This window comes from Gemmobacter nanjingensis (assembly GCF_014652195.1).
GTDB lineage: Bacteria > Pseudomonadota > Alphaproteobacteria > Rhodobacterales > Rhodobacteraceae > Gemmobacter > Gemmobacter caeni.
Window position 1 is genome coordinate 93,674 of record NZ_BMYI01000007.1, and the last position, 26,976, is coordinate 120,649.

The 26,976-nt window shown below is 66.1% G+C and carries 28 protein-coding genes; 10 read left to right on the forward strand and 18 right to left on the reverse strand.

The window, feature by feature from the left end; genetic code table 11:
- Positions 1 to 12: 12 nt before the first annotated feature.
- The gene (locus IE126_RS12870) at positions 13 to 1,506 is read right to left on the reverse strand and encodes an amidase (RefSeq protein ID WP_189381231.1); all 1,494 of its coding nucleotides are present in this window, start codon (positions 1,504 to 1,506) and stop codon (positions 13 to 15) included.
- A gap of 159 nt (positions 1,507 to 1,665) precedes the next feature.
- On the opposite strand from IE126_RS12870, the gene IE126_RS12875 reads away from it, so the two are divergent.
- Positions 1,666 to 2,304 (forward strand): GntR family transcriptional regulator, encoded by a 639-nt coding sequence (locus tag IE126_RS12875; RefSeq protein WP_054302183.1) that lies wholly within the window; start codon positions 1,666 to 1,668, stop codon positions 2,302 to 2,304.
- 13 nt (positions 2,305 to 2,317) lie between these two features.
- Here IE126_RS12875 and IE126_RS12880 read toward each other — a convergent pair whose 3' ends face one another.
- The 11 genes from IE126_RS12880 to IE126_RS12930 form a co-directional block, all read right to left on the reverse strand.
- Complete coding sequence (locus IE126_RS12880) at positions 2,318 to 2,545, reverse strand: hypothetical protein (protein ID WP_189381232.1); 228 nt, start codon at positions 2,543 to 2,545, stop codon at positions 2,318 to 2,320.
- 123 nt (positions 2,546 to 2,668) lie between these two features.
- Positions 2,669 to 2,929: a hypothetical protein gene (locus tag IE126_RS12885; RefSeq protein ID WP_189381233.1), complete on the reverse strand. Its 261-nt coding sequence runs from the start codon at positions 2,927 to 2,929 to the stop codon at positions 2,669 to 2,671.
- The gene (locus IE126_RS12890; RefSeq protein ID WP_189381319.1) at positions 2,886 to 4,418 is read right to left on the reverse strand and encodes a nitrite reductase; all 1,533 of its coding nucleotides are present in this window, start codon (positions 4,416 to 4,418) and stop codon (positions 2,886 to 2,888) included. The genes IE126_RS12885 and IE126_RS12890 overlap by 44 nt, the downstream gene beginning before the upstream one ends.
- A gap of 67 nt (positions 4,419 to 4,485) precedes the next feature.
- Positions 4,486 to 5,694 carry a heme d1 biosynthesis radical SAM protein NirJ gene (gene nirJ / locus IE126_RS12895; protein ID WP_108129634.1) on the reverse strand — a complete coding sequence of 403 codons (1,209 nt, stop codon included), beginning with the start codon at positions 5,692 to 5,694 and terminating at the stop codon, positions 4,486 to 4,488.
- 3 nt (positions 5,695 to 5,697) lie between these two features.
- Positions 5,698 to 6,183: a siroheme decarboxylase subunit beta gene (gene ahbB / locus IE126_RS12900; protein WP_054302187.1), complete on the reverse strand. Its 486-nt coding sequence runs from the start codon at positions 6,181 to 6,183 to the stop codon at positions 5,698 to 5,700.
- The gene (locus tag IE126_RS12905) at positions 6,180 to 6,650 is read right to left on the reverse strand and encodes an Lrp/AsnC family transcriptional regulator (protein ID WP_108129635.1); all 471 of its coding nucleotides are present in this window, start codon (positions 6,648 to 6,650) and stop codon (positions 6,180 to 6,182) included. The genes ahbB (IE126_RS12900) and IE126_RS12905 overlap by 4 nt, the downstream gene beginning before the upstream one ends.
- Positions 6,650 to 7,618 (reverse strand): siroheme decarboxylase subunit beta, encoded by a 969-nt coding sequence (gene ahbB, locus IE126_RS12910; protein ID WP_189381234.1) that lies wholly within the window; start codon positions 7,616 to 7,618, stop codon positions 6,650 to 6,652. Before ahbB (IE126_RS12910) ends, IE126_RS12905 begins: the two co-directional genes overlap by 1 nt.
- A 2-nt stretch (positions 7,619 to 7,620) precedes the next feature.
- Positions 7,621 to 8,760, reverse strand: coding sequence for a cytochrome D1 domain-containing protein (locus tag IE126_RS12915; RefSeq protein WP_189381235.1), 1,140 nt, complete (start codon positions 8,758 to 8,760; stop codon positions 7,621 to 7,623).
- Entirely contained in the window at positions 8,757 to 9,065 is a 309-nt protein-coding gene (locus IE126_RS12920; RefSeq protein WP_189381236.1) for a c-type cytochrome, read from the reverse strand. Before IE126_RS12920 ends, IE126_RS12915 begins: the two co-directional genes overlap by 4 nt.
- Complete coding sequence (cobA, locus tag IE126_RS12925) at positions 9,058 to 9,840, reverse strand: uroporphyrinogen-III C-methyltransferase (RefSeq protein ID WP_189381237.1); 783 nt, start codon at positions 9,838 to 9,840, stop codon at positions 9,058 to 9,060. The genes IE126_RS12920 and cobA overlap by 8 nt, the downstream gene beginning before the upstream one ends.
- 104 nt (positions 9,841 to 9,944) lie before the next feature.
- A complete protein-coding gene (locus IE126_RS12930) occupies positions 9,945 to 11,708 on the reverse strand; it encodes a nitrite reductase (RefSeq protein ID WP_189381238.1) in 1,764 nt (587 codons plus the stop codon).
- Between the two features lie 142 nt (positions 11,709 to 11,850).
- On the opposite strand from IE126_RS12930, the gene IE126_RS12935 reads away from it, so the two are divergent.
- The 9 genes from IE126_RS12935 to IE126_RS12975 all read left to right on the forward strand — a co-directional run bounded on the left by IE126_RS12935 (position 11,851) and on the right by IE126_RS12975 (position 21,353).
- Positions 11,851 to 13,833, forward strand: a complete 1,983-nt coding sequence (locus tag IE126_RS12935) for a NosR/NirI family protein (protein ID WP_189381239.1) — start codon at positions 11,851 to 11,853, stop codon at positions 13,831 to 13,833.
- Positions 13,830 to 15,029: an NnrS family protein gene (locus tag IE126_RS12940; RefSeq protein ID WP_189381240.1), complete on the forward strand. Its 1,200-nt coding sequence runs from the start codon at positions 13,830 to 13,832 to the stop codon at positions 15,027 to 15,029. The genes IE126_RS12935 and IE126_RS12940 overlap by 4 nt, the downstream gene beginning before the upstream one ends.
- A complete protein-coding gene (locus tag IE126_RS12945) occupies positions 14,984 to 15,895 on the forward strand; it encodes an FAD:protein FMN transferase (protein WP_229825475.1) in 912 nt (303 codons plus the stop codon). Before IE126_RS12940 ends, IE126_RS12945 begins: the two co-directional genes overlap by 46 nt.
- A 95-nt stretch (positions 15,896 to 15,990) precedes the next feature.
- On the forward strand, positions 15,991 to 16,446 hold the full coding sequence (locus IE126_RS12950) for a c-type cytochrome (RefSeq protein WP_108129643.1): 456 nt from the start codon (positions 15,991 to 15,993) through the stop codon (positions 16,444 to 16,446).
- Positions 16,447 to 16,458: 12 nt separating this feature from the next.
- Positions 16,459 to 17,823 (forward strand): cbb3-type cytochrome c oxidase subunit I, encoded by a 1,365-nt coding sequence (locus tag IE126_RS12955; protein WP_189381241.1) that lies wholly within the window; start codon positions 16,459 to 16,461, stop codon positions 17,821 to 17,823.
- 5 nt (positions 17,824 to 17,828) lie between these two features.
- Positions 17,829 to 18,635: a CbbQ/NirQ/NorQ/GpvN family protein gene (locus IE126_RS12960; RefSeq protein ID WP_189381242.1), complete on the forward strand. Its 807-nt coding sequence runs from the start codon at positions 17,829 to 17,831 to the stop codon at positions 18,633 to 18,635.
- Positions 18,636 to 18,643: 8 nt separating this feature from the next.
- Complete coding sequence (locus tag IE126_RS12965; RefSeq protein ID WP_189381243.1) at positions 18,644 to 20,563, forward strand: nitric oxide reductase activation protein NorD; 1,920 nt, start codon at positions 18,644 to 18,646, stop codon at positions 20,561 to 20,563.
- Entirely contained in the window at positions 20,560 to 21,111 is a 552-nt protein-coding gene (locus IE126_RS12970; protein WP_229825477.1) for a cytochrome c oxidase subunit 3, read from the forward strand. The genes IE126_RS12965 and IE126_RS12970 overlap by 4 nt, the downstream gene beginning before the upstream one ends.
- Entirely contained in the window at positions 21,108 to 21,353 is a 246-nt protein-coding gene (locus IE126_RS12975; protein ID WP_189381244.1) for a cytochrome C oxidase subunit IV family protein, read from the forward strand. The genes IE126_RS12970 and IE126_RS12975 overlap by 4 nt, the downstream gene beginning before the upstream one ends.
- A gap of 5 nt (positions 21,354 to 21,358) precedes the next feature.
- On the opposite strand, the gene IE126_RS12980 is transcribed toward IE126_RS12975, so the two are convergent.
- The 6 genes from IE126_RS12980 to IE126_RS13005 all read right to left on the reverse strand — a co-directional run bounded on the left by IE126_RS12980 (position 21,359) and on the right by IE126_RS13005 (position 26,965).
- Positions 21,359 to 22,057: a Crp/Fnr family transcriptional regulator gene (locus IE126_RS12980; protein ID WP_108129647.1), complete on the reverse strand. Its 699-nt coding sequence runs from the start codon at positions 22,055 to 22,057 to the stop codon at positions 21,359 to 21,361.
- Between the two features lie 140 nt (positions 22,058 to 22,197).
- Positions 22,198 to 22,986, reverse strand: a complete 789-nt coding sequence (locus IE126_RS12985) for an SDR family NAD(P)-dependent oxidoreductase (RefSeq protein WP_189381245.1) — start codon at positions 22,984 to 22,986, stop codon at positions 22,198 to 22,200.
- A gap of 54 nt (positions 22,987 to 23,040) precedes the next feature.
- Positions 23,041 to 23,931 (reverse strand): sugar phosphate isomerase/epimerase family protein, encoded by an 891-nt coding sequence (locus IE126_RS12990; protein WP_189381246.1) that lies wholly within the window; start codon positions 23,929 to 23,931, stop codon positions 23,041 to 23,043.
- A gap of 23 nt (positions 23,932 to 23,954) precedes the next feature.
- A complete protein-coding gene (locus IE126_RS12995; RefSeq protein WP_189381247.1) occupies positions 23,955 to 25,391 on the reverse strand; it encodes an aldehyde dehydrogenase family protein in 1,437 nt (478 codons plus the stop codon).
- A complete protein-coding gene (locus IE126_RS13000; RefSeq protein ID WP_054300899.1) occupies positions 25,375 to 26,190 on the reverse strand; it encodes an IclR family transcriptional regulator in 816 nt (271 codons plus the stop codon). Before IE126_RS13000 ends, IE126_RS12995 begins: the two co-directional genes overlap by 17 nt.
- A gap of 4 nt (positions 26,191 to 26,194) precedes the next feature.
- A complete protein-coding gene (locus tag IE126_RS13005) occupies positions 26,195 to 26,965 on the reverse strand; it encodes an SDR family NAD(P)-dependent oxidoreductase (RefSeq protein WP_189381248.1) in 771 nt (256 codons plus the stop codon).
- Between the last annotated feature and the right edge of the window lie 11 nt (positions 26,966 to 26,976).

Genomic DNA, 26,976 nt, shown 5'->3' on the forward strand with positions numbered 1-26,976 from the left:
CCGCTGCGGCCGTCATTGGGTCGCCAGTGGGGGCGGGGTATGCCGCAGCACCGGGTCGATGGGGCGGAAAGGCCCGCCAACCGAAAGCTCCACAACCCGCGCTGCCGCCAGAAGCGCCGCCTCGCCGCGCGGCTTGCCGATGATCTGTAGTCCTACCGGAAGCCCGCGCGGCCCGATCCCCACCGGCACCGAGATCGCGGGCAGGCCGGTGACGGTCGCCAGGAACGCAAAGCGCAGCCAGTCCATATATCCATGCAACTGTTGTCCGCCGACTTCGCGCACCCATTCCACCTCTTGCGGATGCGGCATGCATCCCACGACCGGACAGGCCAGCACATCGAAGGTTTCGAACAGCCGCAGCATGTTGCGGTAGATCACCGTCCGGTCCAGCTGTGCGTCGGCGATTTCCGCGATGGTCAGCGTTTCGCCGAAGGCCATGTTCGCCTCCAGCGTATCCTTGAAATGGCGGCGGATCTCCTGCGGCAGACGGCGGCCCATCACCGCCCACATCTCGCCGCGCAGGGCGTGATAGGTGCGTTCCAGATGGGGCAGGGGAGGGCAGGTTTCCTCAACTGTCACCCCTTCGCGCGCCAGCCGCTCCAGCACTTTGCGCAAGTGGGTTTCCATTTCGGCATCCACGGCTGAGAAGCCGCCCAGATCGGGGGCATAGGCGATGCGCAGTTGGGGTTCGGCTTCGGCGACGGCGGTCTGGAACGACTTGTGCGGTGCGGGGTACGAAATCGGAAAGCGCGGCTCATACCCCGCCATTGCATCCAGAAACAGCGCGCAATCGCGCACGGACCGCGCCATTGGACCCTGAACCCCTTCGATCATGTAGCCGATGGCGTCCGATCCACCGCCGGCCCGGCCGGGACTGGGCCGCAGCCCCACGACGCCGCAATAAGCCGCCGGAGTACGCAGCGATCCTCCGTGATCCGAGCCATGGCTTAGCCAGACCTCGCCCGTCGCCAGCGCGGCAGCCGCACCGCCGGATGAACCGCCCGCGTTCAGCCGCGTGTCCCAGGGGTTGAGGGTCGGGCCAAAGACTTCATTGAACGTATTGCCGCCCGCTCCAAATTCGGGGGTATTGGTCTTGCCCACCACCAGACCGCCGCTCGCTTCCAGCCGTTCGACAAGCGGGTCGGAATGATCGGGTATGAAGTCTGCAAGCCCCCGTGTGCCGAAGGTGGTGCGCACCCCGGCGACCGGCGTCAGATCCTTGATGGCCAAGGGCAGGCCACCCAACCAGCCGGAATGCTCCGAAGGTCTGCGGTCCAGCCTGTGCACGGCGGCGCGGGCGCGTTCTTCGCACAGGATGGGCATTGCATTGATCGCCGGTTCCACTTTCTGCAATCGCGCGCAGGCCGCGTCCAGCAGTTCTTCAGGCGAGATTTCACCTTTGCGCAGCAGGGCCACGACCTCGGTCGCTTCCAGCCTGCACAGGTCCGGCCCGGTAAATGCGGGCAGGTCATCGTCGATCTTGCTGATCCTTGCGGTGGCGGACATGACCTCCCTTTCATGCCAGTTGCAATGGTTGGAAGCGTCGGGTGAAAAAGCAGGTCTGTCAATAATAACTATAATTTTAGAATCTTTAATTATAATTATATGGTGGAAATTTGTGTGCTATCTCCTGATCGACCATGCCGGATCAAGGAGTTAGGGAATATGGGCGCGCAGGCGGATCAGGTTCGCGATGACATCCTGCAACGGGTGCAGGCGCGTGCCCTGCTGCCCGGTGACCGCATTGACGAGGTGGATCTGCGCGAAAGGCTGATGATTTCCGGCACGCCGATTCGCGAGGCGCTGATCGCGCTCGAAGCTGTGGGTGTGATTGAACGCCGCCCACGCGACGGCGCGCGCATTGCTGCGCTGGATGCCGAAGCGCTGATGAAGATGATCGAGGTTCTGGCCGAGGCCGAGGGCGCGCTGGCCTATCGCGCGGCGCGGCGCATCGGCCCGATACAGGCCGAACAACTGTCGGAGGCCGCGCGCGCCTGTCTCGCGGCCAGTGGTCCGCAGCCAGCCTATTATGACCTGAACCTTGCCTTTCACCGCTGTATCATGGCGGCGGCGGGTAATGAGCACCTGAGGGCGATGGCGTTAGGCGCCGGGAACCGGCTGATCGGCTATCTGGCAGCCCGCCACGCGCTGCCGGGCGAACAGATACGCTCGGCCCGCGATCACGAGGCGATCACCGCCGCGATTCTGGATGCGGCGGGGGACCGCGCGCGCGATCTGATGATCGCCCACGTCACATTCTCCGACACGATGGCGCTGGACATCATCAACGCCCTGAGGCGCTGAGGGGCCTCACAGTTCAGTAATAGAACTGATCGCGGAAGACGTGCTGCACGATCCGGTCACGGGTCAGGCCAAGCTTGGCCAGTTCCGCGTCGCTCAGAGCCTGAAGCTGTTCCACGCGGTCGGCCCGCGACCGGATCCGGCCATAGCGGGTCAGCGCAGCGCCAATAGATGCGAGAACCTGCGCACCAAACTTCCTGCCAAGGCTCGCGTTGCGGTCCGGAATATCTGATGTATAGCTCATGGAAACCTCCTGAAGCATGGATCGGTTGGTTTCCCCCCTTGCGGCTGAACTTACGCCGGCAGGGCCGGGCTCACAACCGGAGATGCTGCATTGCAGCATTGCGCTGGGGGCAAGGCGGGGTTGTTACCGCTCCGCCTCGGCGATCAGCCCGCCAATCCAGCGTGAAGCGGCCCAGGTCGCCGGGAGGCCGAGCGGCAGACTCCAGACCAGCGCGGACACGGGGGCGATATTGGCAAAACCGGCGGAATGCAGGATCAGCCCCAGCAGGAACAGGTTGATCGCCACCGCTCCGGTCGCAAAAGGCCAGATCCACAGCCTGAGCCACCATATCCGGCGCGGGTCAATGGCTGGTGCCGTCTTCGAAGGTGATCTTGTTCCAGACATTGTATTTTCCTGAAGGCTTGCGCATCGGCAGTCGGGTGATTTCCTGAAGGGTGCGGCTGTCGTAGACGATCACCGCGCCCTCCTGCTCCCAGACCGAGACCAGCGCCCTGCTGCCGTCGCGGGTGAATTCGGTATGGGCCACCGTCTTGCCGGGTTCGGGTTTCAGCACCTTCACCACCTCCAGCGTCTGCTTGTCGATCAGATGCATCTCGCCCTTGTGCGGCCCGGTAAAGACATCCGCCCAGATCTGCGGTGCGCCGTCGTGGCTGCGCAGGAAGAAGCCCGGCCCCGAAGTCTCGATCACCTTCACCACATGCCAGTCCTGCATGTCGATGACGCTGATCCGACCTTCGTTCAGATGCGGCACGGCCATGACGCGGCGCCCGTCACGCATCCAGCTGATCCCGCTGCCGAGATGCGGCATGCCGGGCAGGGGCAGGCTGGCGATCTCGCGCCCGACGTCGAGGTTGACCACCACCCCCGTCTCGCCCTCGCGGTTGGCGCCGATCAGGTTGCGATAGTCGGGGTCGAAGAAAAAGTCGTCCAGCGGTGCCGAGACCGCGATGCGCCGCCGCGCGAACAACCCGCGTTCGACGCCCATCGCCTCTTCCATGCCGTTTTCATTGGAATGCACCAGCCCCTCGGAATAGGGGCCGCCATCCTCGGTCGTGGCGATTTCCCAGATTTCGGGCACGTCCTTCAGCGCGAGCACAAAGGTCTTGCGGCGCGGCGCCTGATAGACGGCAGAGACCCGGCTGGGCCGCCCCTGCCGATCCGCAACCGGGATCACGCGTGCGACGCTCAGATCCTCTGTGGACAGGATCGTCAGTGTCGCGGGCAGGTAATTTGCCACCGCCAGCCATTTGCCATCGGCGCTCATGGCGATGTTACGGCTATTCAGGCCCGCGCGCACCCGACCGATCTCGTGCAGTGACCAGATGTCGTATTTCTGCACCCAGCCGTCGCGCGACATGACAAAGACATAGCGCCCGTCAGGGCTGAATTTTGGACCGCCATGCACGGCGAAGGGAGTTTCGAACCGATCCAGCACCGCGAGACTGTCACCATCCAGCACCGAGATATGGCTGTCGCCGGTTTCCACCACCAGCGTGATGTTCATGGGGTCGGCGGTGAACACCGGCGCGGGCGCGGCGTGGTAATCGGTGGTCATCTCGCGCGTTGCGCCGATCGCCGCCGCATCCCAGACCGGCGGGGCGGCCAGCGGGGCCGAGAGATAATCGGCCACCGCCGCGATTTCTTCGGGGCGCAGCGTGTCGCGGAAGGCGGGCATCTGCGTCATCGCGCGACCTTCGGCGATCACCGCCTGCAACCTGTCGCCCTGCAAACGGCCAAGGCTTTCAGGGATCAAAGCGGGGCCAGTGCCGCCCAGCCGCGTTTCGGCATGGCAGGAGGCGCAAAGATCGGCATAGATCGTCGCCCCGTCCGGCCCCGCCTGCGCGGGCCCGGCCAGCCCCAGCAGAACCGCCATTGCCCATTTACCCCGGCGAAAATATCCCCCCGCCGGAGGCGTCCTGTCCTCGCCGCCAGACGCGCGGTTACAGGAAACGATGCGCCGGATCATGGCTTTTTCCCCGGAATGGCGTGACGGTCAGCCGCTCGGCCGCATCCAGCCCGATTTCGGCGTTGTTCAGATAGCAGGCCGGGTCTTCGGCCCAGGGGTCGCCGGTGATCTGAAGCGCGCGGATGCGTGTATTGCCGCCGCAGATCGCCTTGAAGGAGCAGCCGCCGCAGCGCCCTTTCAGGGGACGCGGCCGCTGGCGCAGCGTTGCCAGCATCGGATCGGCCCCGGTCCACAACTGGCTGAACGGCGTATCCTTCACCGAACCCACGGTATAATCCGACCAGTAGGTATCGGGATGCACCTTGCCCTGCGGGTCAATATTGGCGACGCCCAGTCCGCTGGAATTGCCGCCCCATGCGGCCAGATGCGCCTCGACCTGCGCGGCCTTGTCGGCATCGAAATTGCGCCGCACCCAGCGCAGGAAATAGACGGCATCGGCATCGTTGTTGCCCGTGACGATTTCCAGCGGCTGATCCTCGGCCACCGCGATCCAGGCGCGGTCCATCAACTGATCCATCGCATGACGGGTGCGGCGGTGGGCGGCATCCTCTCCCCGGTTCTTGTCGCCCCGCCCGGCATAGACAAGGTGCGACAGATAGAACTTGTCCACCCCTTCGGCATCGCAAAGGTCCATCATCGCGGGCAGCATGGCGGCATTGTCCTGGGTGATGGTGAAGCGCAGCCCCACCTTCACGCCCCGCGCCTTGCAGGCCCGCACCCCGGCGAGGGCCGCGTCAAAGGCGCCGTCCATGCCACGAAACCAGTCGTTCATCGCGCCGATCCCATCCAGCGAGATGCCGACGTAATCGAAGCCCAGATCGGCAATGCGGTCGATATTTTCGGCGAGTTTCGTGCCGTTGGTAGACAGCGAGAGGTGGCGGAACCCCAGTTCCCGCGCCCGCGTCGCCAGATCGAAGAAATCGAACCGGCTCAGCGGTTCACCGCCCGACAGGATCAGCGCGGGAATGCCGAAGGCGTGCAGGTCGTCCAGCACCGCCATGGCCTCTGCGTGACTCAGTTCCCCCGGAAAGGGCACATCGGCCGAGGTGGTATAGCAATGGCGGCAGCGCAGGTTGCAGGTGCGGGTCAGGTTCCAGATCACCACGGGCTTCACCGCGCCCGAGCGGCGGCGCACCGGGGTGGAGGCCACCAGTTCGCGCATGTATTGGGTCAGACGGAACATGGCTCAGCCCCCATCGGCAAGGCGCATCCCGGTCTTTTTCAGGATGCGGGTGGAATAGAGAATATCCTGCGCCCGGCACGCCGGGCCGAGGAGGCGGGCGATCTGCCCGCGTTTCGCCTCGACCTCGGGGCGGCTGGTGCCGTGGATCATGGCAAAGAGGTTATAGGGCCAGTCGGGCAGGCTGCGCGGGCGCAGGTAGCAATGGCTGACGAAGGGCAGGGCGCCGACTTTGGCGCCAAGCCCGGCCGCGCGGTCGTCGGCTACGTCCCAGACGCTCATGCCATTCGCCACCATGCCAAGCGCGTAATGGTTGGGCGCCAGCGCGATGCGGCGGATCACGCCCTGGGTCTGCATCCGGGTCATGCGGTCCATCACCTCGGCCTCGGTCAGATCGAGCCAGCGGGCGATTTCTGCGAAAGGATGCGGCGTCAGCGGCAGGCCGCCAGCGGTGGCCTGAAGGATGCGGCGGTCGGTGGCGTCGATATTCATGCCTCTACCCGGAAGCCGATGAAGAATTCCTGCATCTTCGGAAAAAGATGCACGGTCAGCCCGGTTTCCGCCGCGATACCGGCGGCGGTCGATGCGATGCCTTCGGGCCTTTCGCAGGCCAGAACGAACCACATGTTCAGCCGGTGCTGGCGTTCATAATTATGCGCGACCTCGGGATGGGCATTGACCAAAGTCATGACCGCCTCGAAACGGTCCTCGGGCACGGCCATGGCACACAGGCAGAAGGCCCCGCCCATGGCTGCCGCATCGAGAAAAGGGCCGAAGCGGGTGATGGCGCCGATCTCGCGCAGGCGCGCGATGCGGGCCAGCAGGGCCTCTTCGGTCAGACCAGTTGCCGTGGCCAGTGCGGCGAACGGGGCGGTGGTGATCTCCACCCCGTCCTGAAGCCGGTTGATCAGCAGCCGGTCGGTGGTGTCCAGCGCGTCGGGGGGAAGGGTGCGGCGCATCACGCCGCCCTCCGCAGCCGGGCGCCGGTCTGTTTGAAACAGCGGGTCGAAAACAGCACGCGATAGGCCATGCCCTGCAAGGCGGGCAGGCGGGTTGCGGTCTCCAGTACCACAAGCGCCTCGGACCGGCTGCGGGCGTGGATCATGGAATAAAGCCGCCATGGCCAGAGGCCGGGCACCGGCTGGCGCTCATAGGCCAGTGTCACGCCGGGATGGGCGGCGAGGGCGCGCCCCGCAGCCTCTGCCTGTTCGGGCGCGGCATCCCAGACCACCATCGCATTGGCGGTGAACCCCAATGCGCGATGGCGCACGATCACGCCCAGCCGGGTGATGATCCCGGCGGCCAGCAGTACGGCGATACGGGCGATCACCGCGCTTTCGTCGCGGCCAAGCGTCTCGGCCAGTGCGGCGAAGGGGCGCGGGGTCAGGGCCAGCCCCGCAGACAGTTCATGCAGCAGGGCACCGTCGCCGGGATGGAGTTGATAGGGCAGGGGAGGGCGGTCCGAAGGCATGGCGCACAAGCCGCCGGTCAGCCGGAACCCAAGGTCGATGTTGAAGGGCCGCACCAGCCGCAGGTCGAGCAATTGCAGCCCTGATGCGATGCGAAGCCTGTCCAGAAGTGCCCCAAGGTCATCCCGGTCGGCGGCGGTGGCGACGAACCAGAGGTTCCAGTCGGCCTCGCGCAGATAGGAATGATTCACCCCCGGCTCTGCTCCGACCAGGGCCGCGATGTCCTCGATCTGATCCTCCGGCACCGCCATGGCGGCAAGGGTCGAGGCCCCTGCCGTGTTGGGGCGCACCGTGGCGCCGACCCGTGCCACCTGTCCGTTGGCCCGCAACCGGATCAGCCGGTCGACTACCGCACTTTCGGTCAGGCGAAGGGCCGCGCCGATCACCGCAAAGGGCTGCGGGCAAAGCGGCAGGTCCCGTTGAAACTCGTCCAGCAGGCGCAGGTCCAGATCATCCATGGTTACAACCCCGGCCGATGCGCACGCGCAGTGAAGAAGATGCCCGAGGGTGCCTTGGCCGCGATCTCGGCCAGTTTTTCACGGGTATGGGTATCGTAGATCAGCACCTTGTCGTCATCCCGCGCGCTGATCCAGACCTCGGCGCCGCGTGGCGCGAATTCCATATGCAGCACGGCCTTGCCGGGGGTCAGCGTGGCGACGACCTTGTGGTCGCGGCTGTCGATCACCTGCACGGTATCGTTCAGGGGTGTTGCGAAGTTCACCCAGACATAGGGCGAGGCCGGTTGCGCGATGATGAACACCGGCTGGCCATGCACAGGGGTCGCGCCCCGGTCGGCATGGGTTTCGCTGTCCACCCACAAAACCTCGTGCCGCCCAACGGCGGGCAGGGCGAACTGGCCTTCCGTGAAGGCCCAGCCTTGCAGATGCGGCATCTTGTAGACCGGCATGTCCGCACCGGTCTTGCCGTAATCGGTCAGGAACTTCTGCGGCGGGGTTTCCGGCGACCACAGGTCATAGGACATGACGCCCTTTTCACCGAAGAGGCCCACCAGATAGGTATGCGCATCTGCCGTCAGCACCGCGTCGAACGGGTTGACCCCGGCGATGCCCAGCGAGGTCACCACCGGCGCGGCACCCGAGAAATCGCCCATGAACACCTCGCCGGTGTCCCAGACCGCCCAGGCGAAGCGGCGGCCGGGCAGGTCGACCAGACCAATGGTCTTGCCGGCGGACGGGATGTCGGCCACAGGCGCCAAGGTTTCGGCGTCAAACACCTTCACCCCGCCGGGTTCGTAATTCGACACCGCGACCAGCCTGCCGTCGTCGGAAATGGCGCCGCCGATGGAGTTTCCGGCCTGCATGGTGCGCGCCACCACTTTGCGGTCGATCAGATCGACCTTGGTCAACCCGCCGTCGCGGCCGAAAACATAGGCGAAGCGTTCGTCGGGGCTGTAGGTCAGCGAGGCATGCGAGAGATCGCCCAAGCCCTCGATCCGCGTCAACGCCGCGCGGTCGGACCGATCCACCAGCAGCAGGCTGCCGCTGGCGCGTTCGACCACAAGGCCAAGGTCGCCGGTCGCCTGCGCCAGCGCGGGCAGCGGCAGAAGGGTCAGCAGGGCAAGGGCAAGCGCGCGTTTCATCTTTGGTCCTTCGTGGTCAGATAGTCGGCGATCCAGCGCGCCTCTTCCTCGGTCAGCAGCGGGCGCCAGGGCGGCATGGCGGTGCCGGGCACGCCGTCGAGGATTATGGTGGCCAGCGTGGCCGGATCGGCCCCGGCCAGCGCCTCTGTCGTCAATGCGCGGCCAAGCCCGCCTTTCAGCGTCAGCCCGTGGCATGATCCGCAATCCTGCGTGACCATTTGCTCCAGCCGCATGGTCTGTTCCGGCGTGATCTCTGCCATCGTCATGCCGGGCAGGACCAGAAGGAGCAGGACGAGCCTAGGCATGGGCCACCTGAAGCGCGGCACCGGGCAGCGGCGCGTAGAGCGAGACGACGCGGCCGATGATGAACAGCAGCGGCACGCCCGGCTCGGCGTCCGCGACGGCGGTTGCGATGTCGGCAAGGGTAGACAGCACCCGCCGTTCGCGGGGCGTGGTCGCGGCGGCAATGGCCAGCACCGGCAGATCGGCAGGCAGTCCCTGTGCCACCAGTCGCGCCGAAATCTCGGCCATGGTCGTGGCGCCCATATAGACCACCAGCGTGGTCTCTGGACTGGCGAGCGAGGCCCAGTCCAGATCCAGCGCGACATCCCTCGCGCGGTGGCCGGTGACATAGCGCACGCCGGTGGCAAGCCCCCGGTGCGTCAGTGGCACGCCGGTCGCGGCGGCTGCCCCTTGCGCCGAGGTGATGCCGGGCACATGGGTGCAGCGCTGTCCGGCAGCGCGGATTGCCGCCGCCTCCTCGCTGCCGCGCCCGAAAATCAGCGGGTCGCCCCCTTTCAGCCGCACCACGCACAGCCCTTGCGCAGCCAGATCGACCAGCAGGGCATTGATACCTTCCTGTGACAGGCGATGATGTTTTGGCAGCTTGCCCACGTCGATGCGCCGCGTGCCGGGCGGCACCAGCGCCATGATCTCGGGGCTGACCAGACGGTCATGCACCACCACGTCGGCCTCGCGGATCAGGCGCAGCGCGCGCAGCGTCAGAAGCTCCGGGTCGCCCGGACCGGCGCCGACAAGATGCACGATTCCGCCGGGCTGTGAGGAGGCAAGGTCTTTCATGGCTGTCGGTCCCGACTGGCTGTGACAGGAACAGAAGGGCGCAGATGCGCCCCTCCGGGTGCCCCGCGGCCTGGGGAGCCGCGGGGCGTGAACACGCGAAAGGATCAGTAAATGTCCTTCTGCGTGTTCAGCACATTGAACTTGCCCGTGGGAGTGATCAGACGCGGATCCTTGATGACCTGCTTCAGCTCCAGCGTCTTGTCATCGACGACGACAATCGCGCTTTCCTTGTCCTTCGCGTTCCAGACGCTGAACCAGACCTCGGTGCCTTCCTTGTTGAACTCCGGCTGCACCACACGCGGCTGTCCATCTGCGATGCCGGCCCATTCGCCGATCGGCAGGGTCCTGAACTCCGGGTCCACCGCCGGATCGCCCCCCATGGCGGGGATGTCGAACACCGCCACATTGGCTGACACTTCGGCATCCGGGTTCAGCGGCGCATCGACATAAAGATGCGTGCTGTTCGGATGGGTCTTGATGAACAGCGAGCCGCCGCCAAGTGCGAAGAAGTTGTCGACGATCTTCCAGGCCTGATCGGGATGGCCCTCCGGGTCGGTGCCGATCAGCGCCACGCTTTCATCCCCCAGGTGCGAGGTCGCCCAGACCGGCCCATAGACCGGGTGGGTGAAGTTCGCGCCGCGCCCCGGGTGCGGGGTCTGACCGCCGGTTTCGATCAGCGCGGTCAGCTTGTCTTCCTTGGTGTCCACCACCGCGATCTTGCCGCGCTGGTTGGCCGCCACGAGGAAATAGCGATGCGTGCTGTCAAACCCGCCATCGTGCAGGAAGCGTTCTGCCTCGATCTCCACCGTCTTGAGGTTCTTGAGGTCGGTGTAATCGACGAACAGGATCTTGCCCGTCTCTTTCACGTTCACGATGAATTCCGGCTTGTAATGGCTGGCCAGAATCGATGCGACGCGGGGTTCGGGGTGATAGACCTGCTCGTCATAGATATTGCCGCGGGTAGAGACGATCTTCAGCGGCTCCAGTGTTTCGCCATCCATGATCACATATTGCGGCGGCCAGTAGGCGCCGGCGATGGCCAGCTTGTCTTCCCAGCCCTCGAATTTTGAGGTCTCGACCGATCGCGCCTCGATGCCGATCTTGATCTGTGCAACAGAGGCCGGTTCCTTCATCCAGAGGTCAATCATGTTGACCAGACCGTCGCGACCGATCACGAACAGATACCGCCCCGAGGCCGAGATGCGGCTGATATGCACGGCATAGCCAGTGTCGATCACCGCGCGGATATCGTAGGTGCCGCCGTCGATCAGCGCGATCTGGCCCGCATCGCGCAGCGTGACCGACATCAGGTTCTCGATGTCGATGTCGTTTTCCTTCTGCTTTGGCCGGTCCTCGGGCTTCACCAGCACCTGCCAGCTCCCCTTCATCTCCGGCATGCCCCATTCCGGCGGGGCGGGCGGTTCCAGCAGAAGGTAACGGGCCATCAGGTCAACATCCGCCTCGCTGAGTTCGCCCGAGGTGCCCCAGTTCGGCATCCCGGCGGGCGAGCCGTAGGTGATGAAGCTGTGCAGATAGTCGTAGCCGTTTTCGCGCGTGATATCGGTGGTCAGCGGCTTGCCGGTCGCCCCCTTGCGCAGCACGCCATGGCAGCCTGCGCAACGTTCGAAATAGATCTGTGTCGCTTTCTGGAACTCCTCCTGCGTCATCACGGGATCATCGGGCTTGCGGCCCGGGATCTCGACCTTGAGCTGGCCGAGGGTGGTCATCGAGGGTTCATAGGCGGCGGCAGGTCCGTCTGCATGCTCCTTTGGCTTGTCCTGCGCCTGGGCGGGGGCAACCATCAGCCCGAGGGCGAGGGCGGCACTGGTCCACAGAAGCGTCCTGGCTCGGGTGGCTCGGCGGGTCATGGGAATCTCTCCGTTCAGCTGGTGAGGCTGGGCACACATTCCCGTGATCGGCGGCCGGAGGCTTTGACTTTGGTTAAGGCCGCGACGTTCCCGCGCAGGCAGGGTGCGGGACGAACCGGAGGATGCCCCGGACGGGACCGCCATGCGACAGATCCTTCTTGCCCTGCTTGTTCTGTTCTGCGCGGGTCTGGCCCGTGCGGAAGACGCGCCGACGCCGGACGAGGCTGCAGCCCTCACCGGCGTGACCGGCCCGCTCATCCTGCGCCGGATCGACGAGGGCGTGCCGGGATGGGAGGTCTATGCAGGCGACATGCTGCTGGCGCATCTTGGTTCCACATCGGAAATTGCGGGGTCGGTGGGCTATTCCGGGCGGCCGCTGGATGTGCGGGTTGCGCTGTCACCCAAGGGGGTGATCCTCGGTGCGCGGCTGGTCAGGCATGACGAACCCGTACTGACGCTGGGGATTTCGGATGCCGACATCGCCCGATATGTCAGCGGCTTCGCCGGGCTCGATCTGGCCGCGCCGGTAGCGCCCGAAGCGCCGGATATCATCAGCCGCGCCACGGTTTCCACCGGGGTTATCCGCGACGGCATCCTGCGCACCGCGCGCACCCTTGCGGTGGGGCGCGGCGTCATTGCGGGCGGCGCCATCGACCGGCTGAGTTTCGCCCCGGCGGATTGGCGGCAGCTTTTGACCTCCGGCGCGGTGAGCGAAACGCGTATCGGCATGACCGAGGCGGCGGTGGCGCTGGCCGGTGCCAGGGTGCCGGTCCCGCCCGGTCCCGGCGATTTCCTGCATCTTTGGGCCGGGGTGATCGACCCGCCCGCCATCGGCCAGAACCTGCTGGGCCAACAGGAATTCACCCGCGCCCTGGGCGCGCTGGGGCCGGGCGAGGCGGCGCTTCTGGTCATGTCCGCAGGGCTGCAATCGCATCGCGGCACCGACTGGAAACGCACGGGCAGGTTCGACCGGCTGACCGTGGTTCAGGGGGAAACCCGCTGGCAGCCCGGCGCGGACGGCTATCGAATGATCAAGCGGCTGACGTTGAAGGATGCCCCCGCGATGAAGGAGATCAGCCTGTTCGCCCTGCCCGCCGCCATCGACCCGACCCGCCCCTTCACGCTGGAGGTCCGCGCCAGCCGCCCGACCGCGACGGGGGGCGAGGTGGCGCTGACGGCCAGCCTGCCGGTGGCGCTTCCAGCCGCTTTCATCCTGCAAGCGCCGACACCCGAGCCGCTCTGGCGCAGCATCTGGCAGGCCAAGCGGATGCAGGCGGCAATCGTGGTGCTGATGCTTCTGGTGCTAACCGTGATCCTGTTCGCGCAGGAATGGATCACCCGACGCCCGGGCCTTTGGCGGGCAGGGCGCATCGGCTTTCTGGCTGCCACCTTTCTGGTTCTTGGCATGGGGCTGAACGGCCAGCTTTCCGTTGTGCAGGTGGTGGCCTTCGTTCATTCCCTGCTGACCGGCTTCCGGTGGGAGACCTTCCTGATCGAGCCGGTCATCTTCATCCTCTGGTCCTTTGTCGCGCTGGGGATGCTGTTCTGGGGGCGCGGGGTCTATTGCGGCTGGCTTTGCCCCTTCGGCGCCTTGCAGGAGCTGACCAATACGCTGGCGCAGCGGCTGGGTGTGAAGCAGATCGCGGTGCCGCAGGCGCTGCACGAACGGCTTTGGGTCATCAAATACACGCTGTTCGTCTCCATCCTCGCGCTGTCCTTCTATTCCATGCATGACGCGCTGCTGCTGGCCGAGGCCGAGCCGTTCAAGACCGCGATCTCGCTGCGCTTCCTGCGGACCTGGCCGTTCCTGCTGTTCGTCGCGACGATTCTGGGGGTGGGGCTGTTCATCGAACGCTTCTACTGCCGCTATCTGTGCCCCTTGGGTGCGGGGCTGGCGATCCCGGCCAAGCTGAAGATCTTCGACTGGCTGAAGCGCCGCCCGCAATGCGGCCGCGAATGCCGGATGTGCGAGACGAAATGCACCGTCGGCGCCATCGACGCCATCGGCCGCATCAACCCCAATGAATGTGTCCTGTGCCTGCGCTGTCAGGTCATCATGAACGACGGCACGCAATGCCCGGTGCTGAAACGCCGTGCCCGTGCCACGGAAGGAGCCACACCATGAGTGCCGTGAAACGCCTGTTCTACGAAGGCTTCCGGGTCTTTTTCCTGTCCGCCGGGCTGTTCGCCGTGCTGGCCATGGTCATCTGGACCGGCTGGCTGGCGATTCATGCAACGGGCGGGCTGGCCGATCTGCCGGTCGCCATGGCGCCGCAGCACTGGCATGCGCACGAGATGATCTTTGGCTATGGCGGCGCGGCGCTGGCCGGGTTCTTCCTGACCGCCGTGCCGAACTGGACCGGCGGTAAGGGCGCGGCGCACCGCTTCATCGCGCTGGCGGCGGCGGTCTGGCTGGCGGGGCGGCTGGCGCTGTGGGCCTCGGGCAACCTGCCGCCCGCGATGGTGGCGGTGGCGGATCTGGCCTTCGCGCCGCTGCTTGCTGTTCAGTTGCTGAGCCAGCTTCTGCGCCGCCCGCGCGGTCCGCAACTGCTGTTCGTGGCGATGCTGGCACTGTTCTGGCTGTCGAACTTGCTGGTGCATCTGGACTGGATGGGGCTGACCGGCACCGCCGGGCAGGGGCTGCGCGGCGGGCTGCTGGTGTTGGCCGGGATGATCGTTGTCATGGGCGGGCGGGTGACGCCGGGCTTTACCCGCAATGCCATGGTGGCTTCGGGGCGCGAGGATCGCCTGCCCGTCAACCCGCGCCCACTGGCGGCGGGTTCGGTCACTGCGGCCATCGCGGTACCGGTGGCATGTCTGGTCGGTCTGCCCGAGACGCTCACCGGCGCGGTGGCGCTGCTGGCCGGGGCGTTGGCTCTGAGCCGGGTCGCGCTGTGGCGGGGGGGCTGGACCTGGCGACGGCCGATCCTCTGGACCATGCATCTGTCATATGCGCTGAATGCGTTTGGCCTTGTGCTGCTGGGGCTGGCAGGTCTGGGCTTCGGGTCCGAGATCGCGGCGCTGCATCTGCTGGCTATCGGCGGTGTCGGCGGCATGACACTGGCCATCATGTCGCGCGCGAGCCTTGGCCACAGCGGGCGCGCCCTCGTCGCGCCGCGCGGCGTGGTGCTGGCCTATGCGCTGCTGCCGTTCGCCGCCGCTCTGCGCTGGATCGGTTCGGCCTTTCCGCAGGTCTATGAACCGGCGGTGCTGACGTCCGGTGTGCTGTGGGTCATGGCCTTCACCCTGTATCTGGCAGAGTTCTGGCTGGTCTGGTGGCAACCGCGCCTGCCGCGCGCCCCGGTCGGGTCGCCACGATGAACCGCCGCCGGTTCCTGAGCATCGCCGCCGCCGCTCTGGCCACGCCGCGCGGTGCGCAGGCTGCCGTCTGGGAGGGCCGCGGCTTCGGCGCTGCCGTCTCGATGCGGCTGGAAGGAGCCGATCCCGCCCGCGCCAGCCTGACCTTCGACCGGCTGGTGACCGAAATCGAGCGAATGGAACAGGTCTTCAGCCTGCACCGCGACTCCGCGCTGACCCGGCTGAACCGCGATGGCCGTCTGGCCGGACCGCCGCCTGCGCTGCTGGAGGTGCTGGCGCTGGCGCGGCAGGTGCATGATCTGACCGGCGGCGCCTTCGATCCCACGGTGCAGCCGTTGTGGCAGGCTCTGGCGACAGGCGGCGACCAACAGGCTGCCCGCGCTGCCATCGGGCTGTGTCGCGTGCAGATCGACGCGCGTGAAATCCGGCTGGCCCCCGGTCAGGCACTGACGCTGAACGGCATTGCGCAGGGCTGGGCCGCCGACCACATTGCGGCGCTGTTGCGGTCCGAAGGTTATGGCCATGCGCTGATCGACATGGGCGAAATTGCCATCACCGGCCCACGCGCCGACCGCACCCCCTGGCGCGTGACCATTGCAGGGCCGGAAGGGCAGGCGCTGCGCGAATTTGCGCTGCGCGGTGGCGCCATGGCCACCTCTTCGCCGCGCGGCACGCTGATCGGGGCGGGGCAGCCGCATATCGTCGGACCCCGCGCACCGCTCAGGCCGCGCTGGCAGACCGTCAGTGTCACTGCCCCGCATGCGGCGCTGGCCGATGCGCTGTCGACCGCCTTCTGCCTGATGGACCGCGCCTCCATCACCCGCACGCTGGCCGTATGTCCCGGCGCCGAAATCGCGCTTCTGGCGTGAATGTCATATCGCCGGGTTGACTTTTGTTAAGGCCGGACTCGGGCGCCTTCTTCACAGAAGGGTGACTGCAACCGCTCAGGGAAGGACACCTCGCCATGCGCGAAGTCATGACCAAGAGCATGGCCCGCAATATCTTTTACGGCGGGTCACTGTTCTTCATCCTCATCTTCGTGGGTCTGACGGCCCATTCGCACTTCTACATAACCAAGACCTCGACCGACAAGGCAACGCTGACCGAAAGCGTGGCGCAGGGCAAACTGCTTTGGGAAAAGCATGCCTGCATCAACTGCCACACCCTTCTGGGCGAAGGCGCCTATTTCGCCCCGGAACTGGCCAATGTGATGACGCGCTGGGGCATCGAACCCGGCGACCACGAAGGCGCATTCACCGCGCTGAAAGGCTGGATGGATGCCATGCCAACCGGCATCGAGGGCCGCCGCCAGATGCCCAACTTCGGGCTGACCGACGAGGAATACCGCCAGATCGCCGACTTCCTGCTGTGGACCAATACGATCCGCGCGCAGGACTGGCCGCCGAATGATGCGGGCTGAGGAGAGACTGCCATGAAATACCAAACGCAAAAGATCGCGCTGGCCTATTTCGTTGTCGCCATGGCGCTGTTCGCCGTGCAGGTGACCATGGGGCTGGTGCTGGGCTGGATCTACATCTCGCCCAATTTCCTGTCGGAAATCCTGCCCTTCAACGTGGGCCGGATGCTGCACACCAACAGCCTGATCGTCTGGCTGCTGCTGGGCTTCTTCGGTGCCGCCTATTACCTGATCCCGGAAGAGGCGGAACGTGAGATCCACTCGCCCAAGCTCGCCTGGGTTCAGCTTGCGATCTTCGTCATCGGGACGGCGGGGGTGGTCGTCACCTATCTGTTCAACCTGTTTGACGGCAACTGGCTTCTGGGGAACGAGGGCCGCGAGTTCATCGAACAGCCGCGCTGGGTGAAGGTGGGCATCGTCGTCGCGGCGCTGATCTTCCTTTACAACATCTCGATGACCGTGCTGGCCGGACGCAAGACCGCGATCACCAATATCCTGCTTCTGGGGCTGTGGGGGCTGGCGCTGCTGTTCCTGTTCGCCTTCGTGAACCCCGATAACCTCGCGCTGGACAAGATGTACTGGTGGTACATCGTCCATCTGTGGGTCGAAGGCACCTGGGAACTGGTGATGGCCTCGATCCTCGCCTTCCTGATGCTGAAGCTGACGGGGGTGGACCGCGAGGTCGTCGAGAAGTGGCTTTACGTCATCGCCGCCCTTGCGCTGTTCTCGGGCATTCTTGGCACCGGACACCACTATTACTGGATCGGGACGCCGGGTTACTGGCAGTGGATCGGTTCGATCTTCTCCAGCTTCGAGGTGGCGCCGTTCTTCGCCATGATGTCCTTCGCCTTCGTCATGGTCTGGAAGGGCCGCCGCGACCATCCGAACAAGGCCGCCCTGCTGTGGAGCCTTGGCTGCGCCACGCTCGCCTTCTTCGGGGCCGGGGTCTGGGGCTTCCTGCACACGCTGCACGGGGTGAATTATTACAGCCACGGCACGCAGATCACCGCCGCGCACGGCCACCTGGCCTTCTACGGTGCCTATGTCTGCCTCAATCTGGCGATCATCACCTATGCGCTGCCGCATCTGCTGGGCCGCGACCCGTATAATCAGGTGCTGAACATGGTCAGCTTCTGGCTGATGTCGGGCGGTGTGGTGTTCATGACCTTCACGCTGACCTTCGCGGGTACGATCCAGACCCACCTGCAACGGGTGAACGGCGAGGGCTACATGGATGTGCAGGACCAGCTCTGGCTGTTCTATGCCATGCGCTTCGGCTCGGGTGTCGCGGTGGTGCTGGGGGCGGTGCTGTTCATCTATGCCGTGCTCGTGCCCCGGCGCGAGATCATCGAACGCGGCGCAAGCCAGCCGGCGGAGTGATGCAGATGGATGGATCCCATATCACGGAAGGGGCGGCGAACGCCCCTTTCTACCAGCCGCAGGGCGTGGAATGCGAGACCTTCGCCGCCGCCGCCGCGCGGCGCCTGCCCGTCCTGCTGAAAGGGCCGACGGGCTGTGGCAAGACCCGGTTTGTCGCCGCCATGGCGCATCGTCTGGGCCGCCCGCTTTATACGGTCGCCTGCCATGACGATCTGTCAGCCTCGGACCTGATCGGGCGCTGGCTGCTGAAGGGCGGCGAGACGGTCTGGGTGGACGGGCCGCTGACCCGCGCGGTGCGTGAGGGCGCGATTTGCTATCTGGACGAGGTGGTGGAGGCGCGCAAGGACGTGACGGTGGTGCTGCACCCGCTGACCGATGATCGCCGCATCCTGCCGATCGACCGCACCGGCGAAGAGCTGGAGGCACATCCCGACTTCCTGCTGGTCGCCAGCTACAACCCCGGTTACCAGAATATCCTCAAGACGCTGAAACCCTCGACCCGGCAGCGGTTCGTCGCGCTGGAATTTGGCTTCCCGCGACCGGAACACGAAATCCCGGTGGTCGCCCGTGAAAGCGGCCTGCCCGAGGATCGGGTGGCGCCGCTGGTACGGCTGGCGGGCAAGCTGCGCGCCATGAAGGGGCAGGATCTGGAGGAAGGGGTTTCCACCCGGCTGGTAATCTATTGCGCCTCGCTGATCGCCGGCGGCATGGCGACCGAGGCCGCGATCCGCGCGGCGATGATTGAACCGCTGACCGATGACCCGGATGTGAAGGCCGGGCTCCGCGATCTCGTGACGGCCGTATTCGGGTGAGGCAGGCCATGTCACGGATCGAGTTCGAGCCATGGGAACCCGAAGAAACCGTCGGGAAACTGTGGCACGCCTTTGCCAGCCGACTGGACGCTGATCCCGTCCACGATGGAGCCCGTGTCCCGCTGTCACAGGTGGGCAGGCGGCTGGCAGTCCTGTTTCGCGGCCTCGGCGGGGATGGCGCCGTCGAGATCAAGCCGGTGGCGGCGGAAACCAGCGCGCACCGGCTGAGCCTGCTGCGAAGGCTGGGCACATGGCGCGACGAAATTCCCCGCGCCAGTTTTGACGGCGCCACGTTGCGCCTGCCCGAGTCGCTTGCCATCTTTCCGGCGGCCGAGGCCAATGCAGCGCTTTACCTGTGGCTCGCGGCGGTGGCGGTGGCGCTGCAAGACCGCGCGCCGCAGGTCGAGGCTGACCCGCTGCTGGCCGATCTGGCGGCGCTGGATCTGGCGCGGCAGATGACCGAAACCGCGCTGGCCAATGCGCCGGGCTTCCGCCCGCTGCACCGCGATCTGTGCGCCGCCGTATTGGCGCTGCGCCGCACGCCCGCCCTGCCGCCCGCCGAGGCGGCGGTGGAGGCGCGCATCCGCGCGGCGCTTGGCGCGACGCTTGATCTGCCGCCGCTGCCCGCCCGTGCCTCGCGCGGCTATCGCCCGTTCCGGCCGGTGCCGCTCTGGCCCGATCTGCGGGCGCTGTCGCGGTCCGAGGCCACTGCTGTCGAAACCCGCGCGACCGAGGGTACGCCCGAGCTGACCGAGGAAAAGACCGCCCGCCGCGCCCGCCGCCGCAAGGCCGATCAGGCGGATCGCAAGGACAGTTTCATCCTCCACAAGTTCGAGGCGATCCTGTCGATGACCGAGTTCCTCAACCTCAACCGCCGGATCGAGGACGACGACGAGGATACCGCCGGCAAGGCCGCCGACGATCAGGAAGAGATCGGTCTGGCCCAGATTTCCAAAGCCCCGGCCACGCGGCTGAAACTGCATCTCGACCTTGCGCCCGAGGATGTGGACCGCGAGGCGCTGTCGGGCGTTACCACCTATCCCGAATGGGATGTGCGCGGCGGGGTCTATCTGCCCGCGCATGTCCGGGTGTTGCAGTCACGGGCCGAGGAAAGCCCGGCAATACCTGCGTTTCGGGACGATCCGCGCGCCGCCGCCCGCATTCGCGCCGTCCGCCGCCAGTTCGAGGCCCTGCGTCCCGGCTTCGTCTCGACGGCTGGCCACCCGGAGGGCGATGTGCTTGACACCGAACGGGCGGTGCGCGCGTGGGTCGATTTTCTGGCAACCGGCGAAGGGACAGACCGGGTCTGGCGCCAGACAAGAGCCGAACGCCGCGATCTCGCGGTGTCGATCCTGCTGGATGTCTCGCGCAGCACCGAAAGCGCGCTGCCGGGGCACGGCCATGACGGGCGCAGCGTCATCGACATCGAACGCGAAGCACTGGCGGCGCTGGCCTGGGGGCTCGATGCCTGCGGCGACCGTTTCGCCATCCACGCCTTTTCCTCGCTCCGCCGCCAGCGGGTCTTCGTGCAGGAGGTCAAGGGTTTCTCCGAGCCGATGTCGGCCGGCACCGAACAGCGCATCGCCGGGCTGCGGCCCGGCCATTACACCCGGCTGGGCGCGGCCATCCGCCATGTCTCGGCCGGGCTGACGCGCGAGACGCGCAAGCGGCGGCTTCTCTTGGTGCTGACCGATGGCAAGCCCAACGACTTGGACCATTACGAGGGTCGTCACGGTATCGAGGACAGCCGCAAAGCGGTGCAGGAGGCGCGTCGCGCCGGGCATTCCGTCTTTGGCATCACGGTGGACCGCGACGGCAAGGACTGGTTTCCGCGCATCTTCGGCGCGGGGGCCTATGCGGTGATCGCCGATCCCGAAAAGCTGACCCGTGCGCTGCCCGCGCTCTATCGGCAACTGGTGACGGCATGACCACGCCGCAGGCATCCGTGCTGGACGATCTGCCCGGCGATCTGATGATGTGGGTGCTGATCCTGTCGGAACTCGCGGTGTTCGGCGCCGGGCTGATGGGGTTTCTTGCGGTGCGGCTGACCGATCCGGCAGGCTTTGCCGAGGCGCAGACGCATCTGCACCGCACCGGGGCCGGGATCAACACGCTGGTTCTGGTGACCTCCGGCTGGCTGGCCGCACTGGCGCTGGAGGCGGCGCGGGCAGGGCGGCGTACCCGGTTGCGGGCGCTGCTGGCCGGGGCGGCACTGCTGGGTGGCGTGTTCCTGTTTCTGAAGGCGCAGGAGTATGCCGATCTCTGGGCCGCCGGTCTGACCTTTGACAGCCATGCGTTCTACACCTTCCACATGCTGCTGACCGGCTTTCACGCGGCGCATGTGCTGGCAGGGATCGTGCTGCTGGGTCTGGTTGGCTGGCTGGCCACCCCCCGCGCCGTTGAGGCGGGGGCGGCCTTCTGGCATATGGTCGATCTGGTCTGGGTGCTGCTGTTTCCGGTGGTTTACCTGATATGAGCGTCACCCGTGCCTGGGCCTGGCTGATCGCCCTCACCGCCACCTCCACCGCTGTTGCCGCGATTGGCCTTTCCGGGCGCTGGCTGGCACTGGTGGTGCTTGCGCTTGCCTGGGCCAAGGCGGAACTGATCCTGAACCGCTATCTGCATCTTGCGCAGGCTCAGAACATCGCGCGGGGATTCGCACTGGGGCTTGCGCTGTTCATGCTGGCCCTGACCGGCCTCGCGGTTGCGATTCCCTGACGGGATCAGCGCGACCAGGCCATTGCGGGGTCTTCCTCGGTATAGTTGCGCAGCGTTTCCAGATCCTCGATCCGGGCAATATTCTGCCGGATGGTGACGCCCTGTTCCTTCAGCCGTGCAAAGGCCCGGCTCAGGCTTTCCGGTTTCATCCCAAGCCGCCCGGCGATCAGCACCTTGTCATAGGGCAGCGTCACCTCGCAGGCGCCGGCCGGGCAGGGTGCAAGCTCCAGCAGGAATTCTGCCACCCGCTGCGCGCCGGTCCGGGCCTTGAGCTGTTCGACCTGCGCCACAAGGCTGTGCAGATGGGTAAAGGTCGCCGACAGGATCGAGATGGCGACTTCCGGGTTGTTGCGGATCTGGCGCAAAAAGCTGTCGGCCTCGATGCGGATCAGCGTGCAGTCGGTGACCGCCTCCGCCGCGACCGGATAGGTGTCACTGCGAAAGGCCACCGCCTCGCCGAAGGATTCGCCATTGGTGAACACGCCCACCACCGCCTCGGCGCCATTTGGCGCGATGCGGTAGAGCTTGATCCAGCCTTCGGCCACAATATAGATCGCGCTGGCGCGTTCGCCTTGCAGGAAGATCGTGCCGCCGCGCGGGAACTGGCGTATCCGTGCTTCCTCCAGCACCGATTGCACGACAGGTTCGGGCGCCGAGGCGAGCAGGATCGAGGCTTTGGCAAGCGCGACATGTTCGGATTTCATGGGGTATCCTTCGGCAGGGCGGGCCGTTCCGCCCGCTGTGCCGGACCTTACCGGCTTCGCCCGGTTGAAACCACCCATCGTGGCCCCAAAACGAGCACTTGCCGCAGGGTCGCCCGCAAACCTGCCTGCGCGCCGCGCCGCTAGCCCTGCATGGCCGTCATGCCGCCGTCGATCACCAGCACCGATCCGCTGCAATAGCTGGCCTCGTCAGAGGCAAGGAACAGGCATCCCGCCGCGATCTCTTCGGGGCGGCCGGGCCGCTGCATGGGGGACATCTGCCGCGCCTGCGCCGGGTCGTCAAAACCCTCAAGCAGCGATTCCACCATCCCGGTCGCGATATAGCCCGGAGCCACTACATTGGACCGGATGCCTTCCGCGACATAGGCGCAGCTCATGGCATTGGACAGGTTGATCATCCCGGCTTTGGCGGCGCAATAGGCATGTGCGCGCGGCAATCCGCGAAACCCTGATACGCTGGCCACATGGACCAGCGCCCCGCCGCCGCCCTGCCGCCGCATCTGCTGTACCGCCAGCCGCGACATCAGATAGCAGGAGGTCAGGTTGATCCGCATGACCTCGTCCCATTTCGCGGGGTCGGTGGCGGCCACATCCTCCATCGACCCCGGCGACTGGCGCTGCCAGCTATAGCCGACGCCTGCAGCATTCAGCAGGATGTCGATGCGGCCATGCTGTGCCAGAACTGCGGCCATCGCCGCCTCGGCGCCCGGCGCGAGGCTGATATCCTGCGCGCTATGGCCAAAGTCGTGGCCGTTCTGCCGCAGGAGCGCGCCTGTCTCCTCCAGCGCGGCGGCGGTGCGCGACACGCCTGTCACGCGGGCGCCCTCGCGGGCGAAGATCGCGGCGGCGGCCCGGCCCACGCCCGATCCTGCGCCGGTGATCAGCGCCACCTTTCCGTCCAGTCGTCCCATCGGATGTTCCTTTTCCCGATTGGCCGGGCGCCAGGGCACCCGGCACGGTGAAGTTCAGCCAAGCGCGCGGCGGTGCGCCTCGTCCCCCGACTTCACCAGAGCCCGCATTACCTCGAATGAATGTTCGGCCAGATCCTGACCGTCTTCCCAGGTGTCACGCCAGATCGCGAGGATCCCCAGCAGCGGCTGGTCGATCATCGTGGATGAGAAGCTTTCAAACGAGACCGGCCCGGCATAACCCGCCTCGCACAGCGCGCGGAAATAGGGGTTGAAGTCGATGTTCCCGGCGCCAAGGTAGCCCCGATTGGAATCCCCGATATGAAAGAACCCGATCCGGTCACCCGCATTGCGGATGGCCCGGCCGATATCGGTTTCCTCGATATTCATGTGATAGCTGTCGAGGTGGATCTTCACATTCTCCATCCCGGTATCCCGGCAAAAGGCCAGCGCCTGTTCGGCGGTATTCAGAAGGTTGGTTTCATAGCGGTTCACCACTTCCAGACCGATCTCTATTCCATGCGGCTGCGCCCGCTCCGCCACCCGCCGGATCGCTTCGACCGACGTGGCGCGGCCCTCGGCGGTGCAGGGCGCCAGATATTTCTGGAAGGCGGAATAGGTGATGCCGCTGACCATGAAACCGCCGATGCGGGCACAGGTGTCCACGGCCTCCATCAGAAAGGCCTCCCCCCGGGCACGGATTTCGGGGTCGGGACTGGTCAGATCCTGATCTGCGGAAAGCCCCAGACAGACCGTGGCGGCCAGCCCGGCCTCGGCCAGCGCATCGCGGGTGATGCGGGTGATATCAGCTTCGGGCGGGGTGGGGGGCGTTTCAATGAAGTCATAGCCGATGCGCCGGGCCTCGCGGATCGCATGGCGCGCGCCCTCGGCATCCCATGTTTTCGACAGCACCAGCCAGTGAATGCCAAGGGGGTTGGTCTTTTTCATATCGTGCTCCTTTCTTCCGCGTCTCAGCCCCAGCCGACGACGCCCTTGATTTCGGTCACATCATCCAGCGCGAAATCCGCATATTCCCGTCCGTTGCCCGAGCGTTTGTAGCCGCCGAAGGGGGCGGCGGAATCCCAGGCGGGGTAATTCAGATAAACCGTCCCTGCCCGCATCTGCGTGGCGACACGGCGCGCGCGGTCGGGGTCGGCCGACTGCACATAGGCCGCCAGCCCGTATTCGGTGGCATTGGCCAAGGCGATGGCCTCGTCTTCGGTCTGGTAAGAGATGACCGACAGCACCGGGCCAAAGATTTCCTCGCGCGCCACGGTCATGTCGGGGGTGACATGACCAAAGACAGTGGGGCGCACATAAAAGCCCTTGTTCAAGCCTTCGGGGCGGCCCGGCCCTCCGGCGACGAGTGTGGCGCCCTCGGCGATCCCGGTGGCGATCAGCTGCTGGATCTTCCCGAACTGCGCGGCGCTGACTACTGGCCCGAGCTGCGTTTCCGGCGCTTCGGGCGGGCCGGTGCGAAAGGTGGCCGTGGCGCGCGCGGCGAGTTCCAGCACCTCGTCATGCCGGTCGGCGGGCACCAGCATGCGGGTGGGCGCATTGCAGGATTGCCCGGAATTGCCGAAACATCCCGCCACGCCCTTGGCGACCGCAGTCGGAAAATCGGCATCGGGCAGCAGGATATTGGCGGATTTGCCGCCCAGTTCCTGACTGACCCGCTTGACCGTGGCAGCGGCGGCCTCGGCCACCAGAATACCCGCGCGGGTCGATCCGGTGAAAGACATCATGTCGACATCGGGGTGCCGGGAAAGCGCAGCGCCCGCGCCCGCCCCGTCGCCGCTGACCAGATTGAACACGCCTGCGGGCACACCGGCCTCGTCCAGGATTTCAGCAAAGATCAGACCTGACAGCGGCGCGACCTCCGAAGGTTTCAGCACCATGGTGCAGCCCGCTGCCAGCGCAGGGGCGACCTTGCAGACGATCTGGTTCATCGGCCAGTTCCATGGGGTGATCATGCCGATCACGCCGATCGGTTCGCGCAGCACACAAGTGCCGCCTCGCATCTGCGAGAACGCATAGCTTTCCAGCGTGGTGATCATCTGCGTCAGATGCGCGCGACCGATGCCGACCTGAGCCTCGCGGGCGAAGGGCAGGGGCGCGCCCATCTCGCGGCTGATCGCGCGGGCCAGATCGTCGCTGCGCCGGTCGTAGACTGCAAGGATCGCCTGCAACAGCGCGATGCGGCGCTGCCGGGGCAGGGCCGCGTAGCCGGGGAATGCCTCGCGGGCGGCGCCAACGGCGCGATCCACGTCCTGAGCGCCTCCAAGGACGATGGCGCAGAATGGCTCTTCCGTCGCCGGGTCGATCACCGGCAGCCGGGGCGCGTCGCGACCCGCCACAGGGTCGACCCAGCGGCCGTTGATGTAGAACCTTTCAAGATGCGGTGTCATGGGAATGTCCTTCGGCTGGGGGAAATCCCCCGGTGGGAAGCAGCAGCGCAGCCAGACGCCGCGCCGCGAATTTCAGACCTTCTGAGGTGGACTGCCGTTCCTCCGGTGGCATCCGGGCACCGAGCCCGATCAGCCCCAGCGCAAGGCGGCTTTCAGTGCGGCCAAGCGGCACCGGCACGGCAAGCGAGACGATGCCCTCGTGGATCTCGCCGTCACAGACCGCATAGCCACAGGCGCGGATGCGGCGGAATTCGTCATGCAGGGCGGTGTCCCCGGTCAGGGTGCGGTGGGTGAAGCCCTCGCGCGGGGCGCTGGCCAGAAGGCCCGCGCGAAACTCGTCGGGCAGGAAGGCCAGAATGGCCTTCGCCGAGGAACAGGCATGCAGCGGCCGCCGTCCGTGGGCAGGATGCAGATGTGGCTCACCCGGATCATCGGGATTGGCCGAAGCGAAGAGCATCACCTCGCCCCCCGTCAGCCGGGCGGCGAAGCTCGTCATACGGAAGCGGCGCGCCAGATCGTTCAGCACTGGCGCCGCCAGATCCTGAAGCCCCGTCATGTCGAGGCTGGCCTGCACAAGACCGCAGAGCCGCGTGCCCAGCCGATAGCTGCGCCCGGACTCGCAGGGCTGAAGATAGCCGATGGCCAGCAACTGCCCGACGATCCGGTGCACGCTGGCACGCGGAAGCCCGGTCAGCCGCACGATCTGCATGAAGCCCAGCTCGTGCGGCGGCAGGGCGAAGACATCAAGGATGCGCGCCAGCCGTTCCGCGAAGCTGTCGCTGTCCGGTTCGGGGGCCATCGCGCTACCAGGCGGTGTAGCCGCCATCCACCGACAGGATCGAGCCGGTAAAATAGCTGGATGCATCCGAGGCAAGGAACAATGCGGTCGAGGCGATCTCGCGCGGTTCGCCAAAACGGCCCATGGGCGTCATCTCGACGTTCTTGGCATAGACCTCGGGCATGGTCTTCAGCTGCATCGTCATCTCGGTGCCGATATAGCCCGGCGCGATGGCATTCACGCGCACACCTTTGGTCGCCCATTCCACCGCCAGCGCCTTGGTGATGTGGTGGCAGGCCGCCTTGCTGGCCATGTAATGCGCGGCGAATTGCGGGCGGTTGATGATCAGCCCCGACATCGAGCCAAGGTTGACGATGGAGCCTTTGCCCGCCGCGACCATGTGGCGTCCAAAGGCGCGGGCGCACCAGAACACTGCATTGGCATTGACCTCCATCACCCAGCGCCATTCATCATCCGTCATGTCCAGCGCATCGGTCAGGCGCGAGACCCCGGCATTGTTCACCAGAATGTCGACGCGGCCGAACTGGTCCATCACGGCTTCGGCCAGGGCGTTCACGCTGGCGGTATCTGTCACATCGACCGGCATGGCGACGGCTTCGACCCCTTCGTCGCGCAGGCGGGCGGCGGCGGCTTCCCGCGTCGCGGGATCAATGTCTGCGACCACGATTCGGGCACCTGCCTCGCCCAGGGCGCGGCCGATCTCCTGGCCGATGCCCCGGCCGCCGCCAGTGACCACCGCCACGCGATCCTTCAGTCGATAAAGTTCGAGATACATGGTTCCTCCTG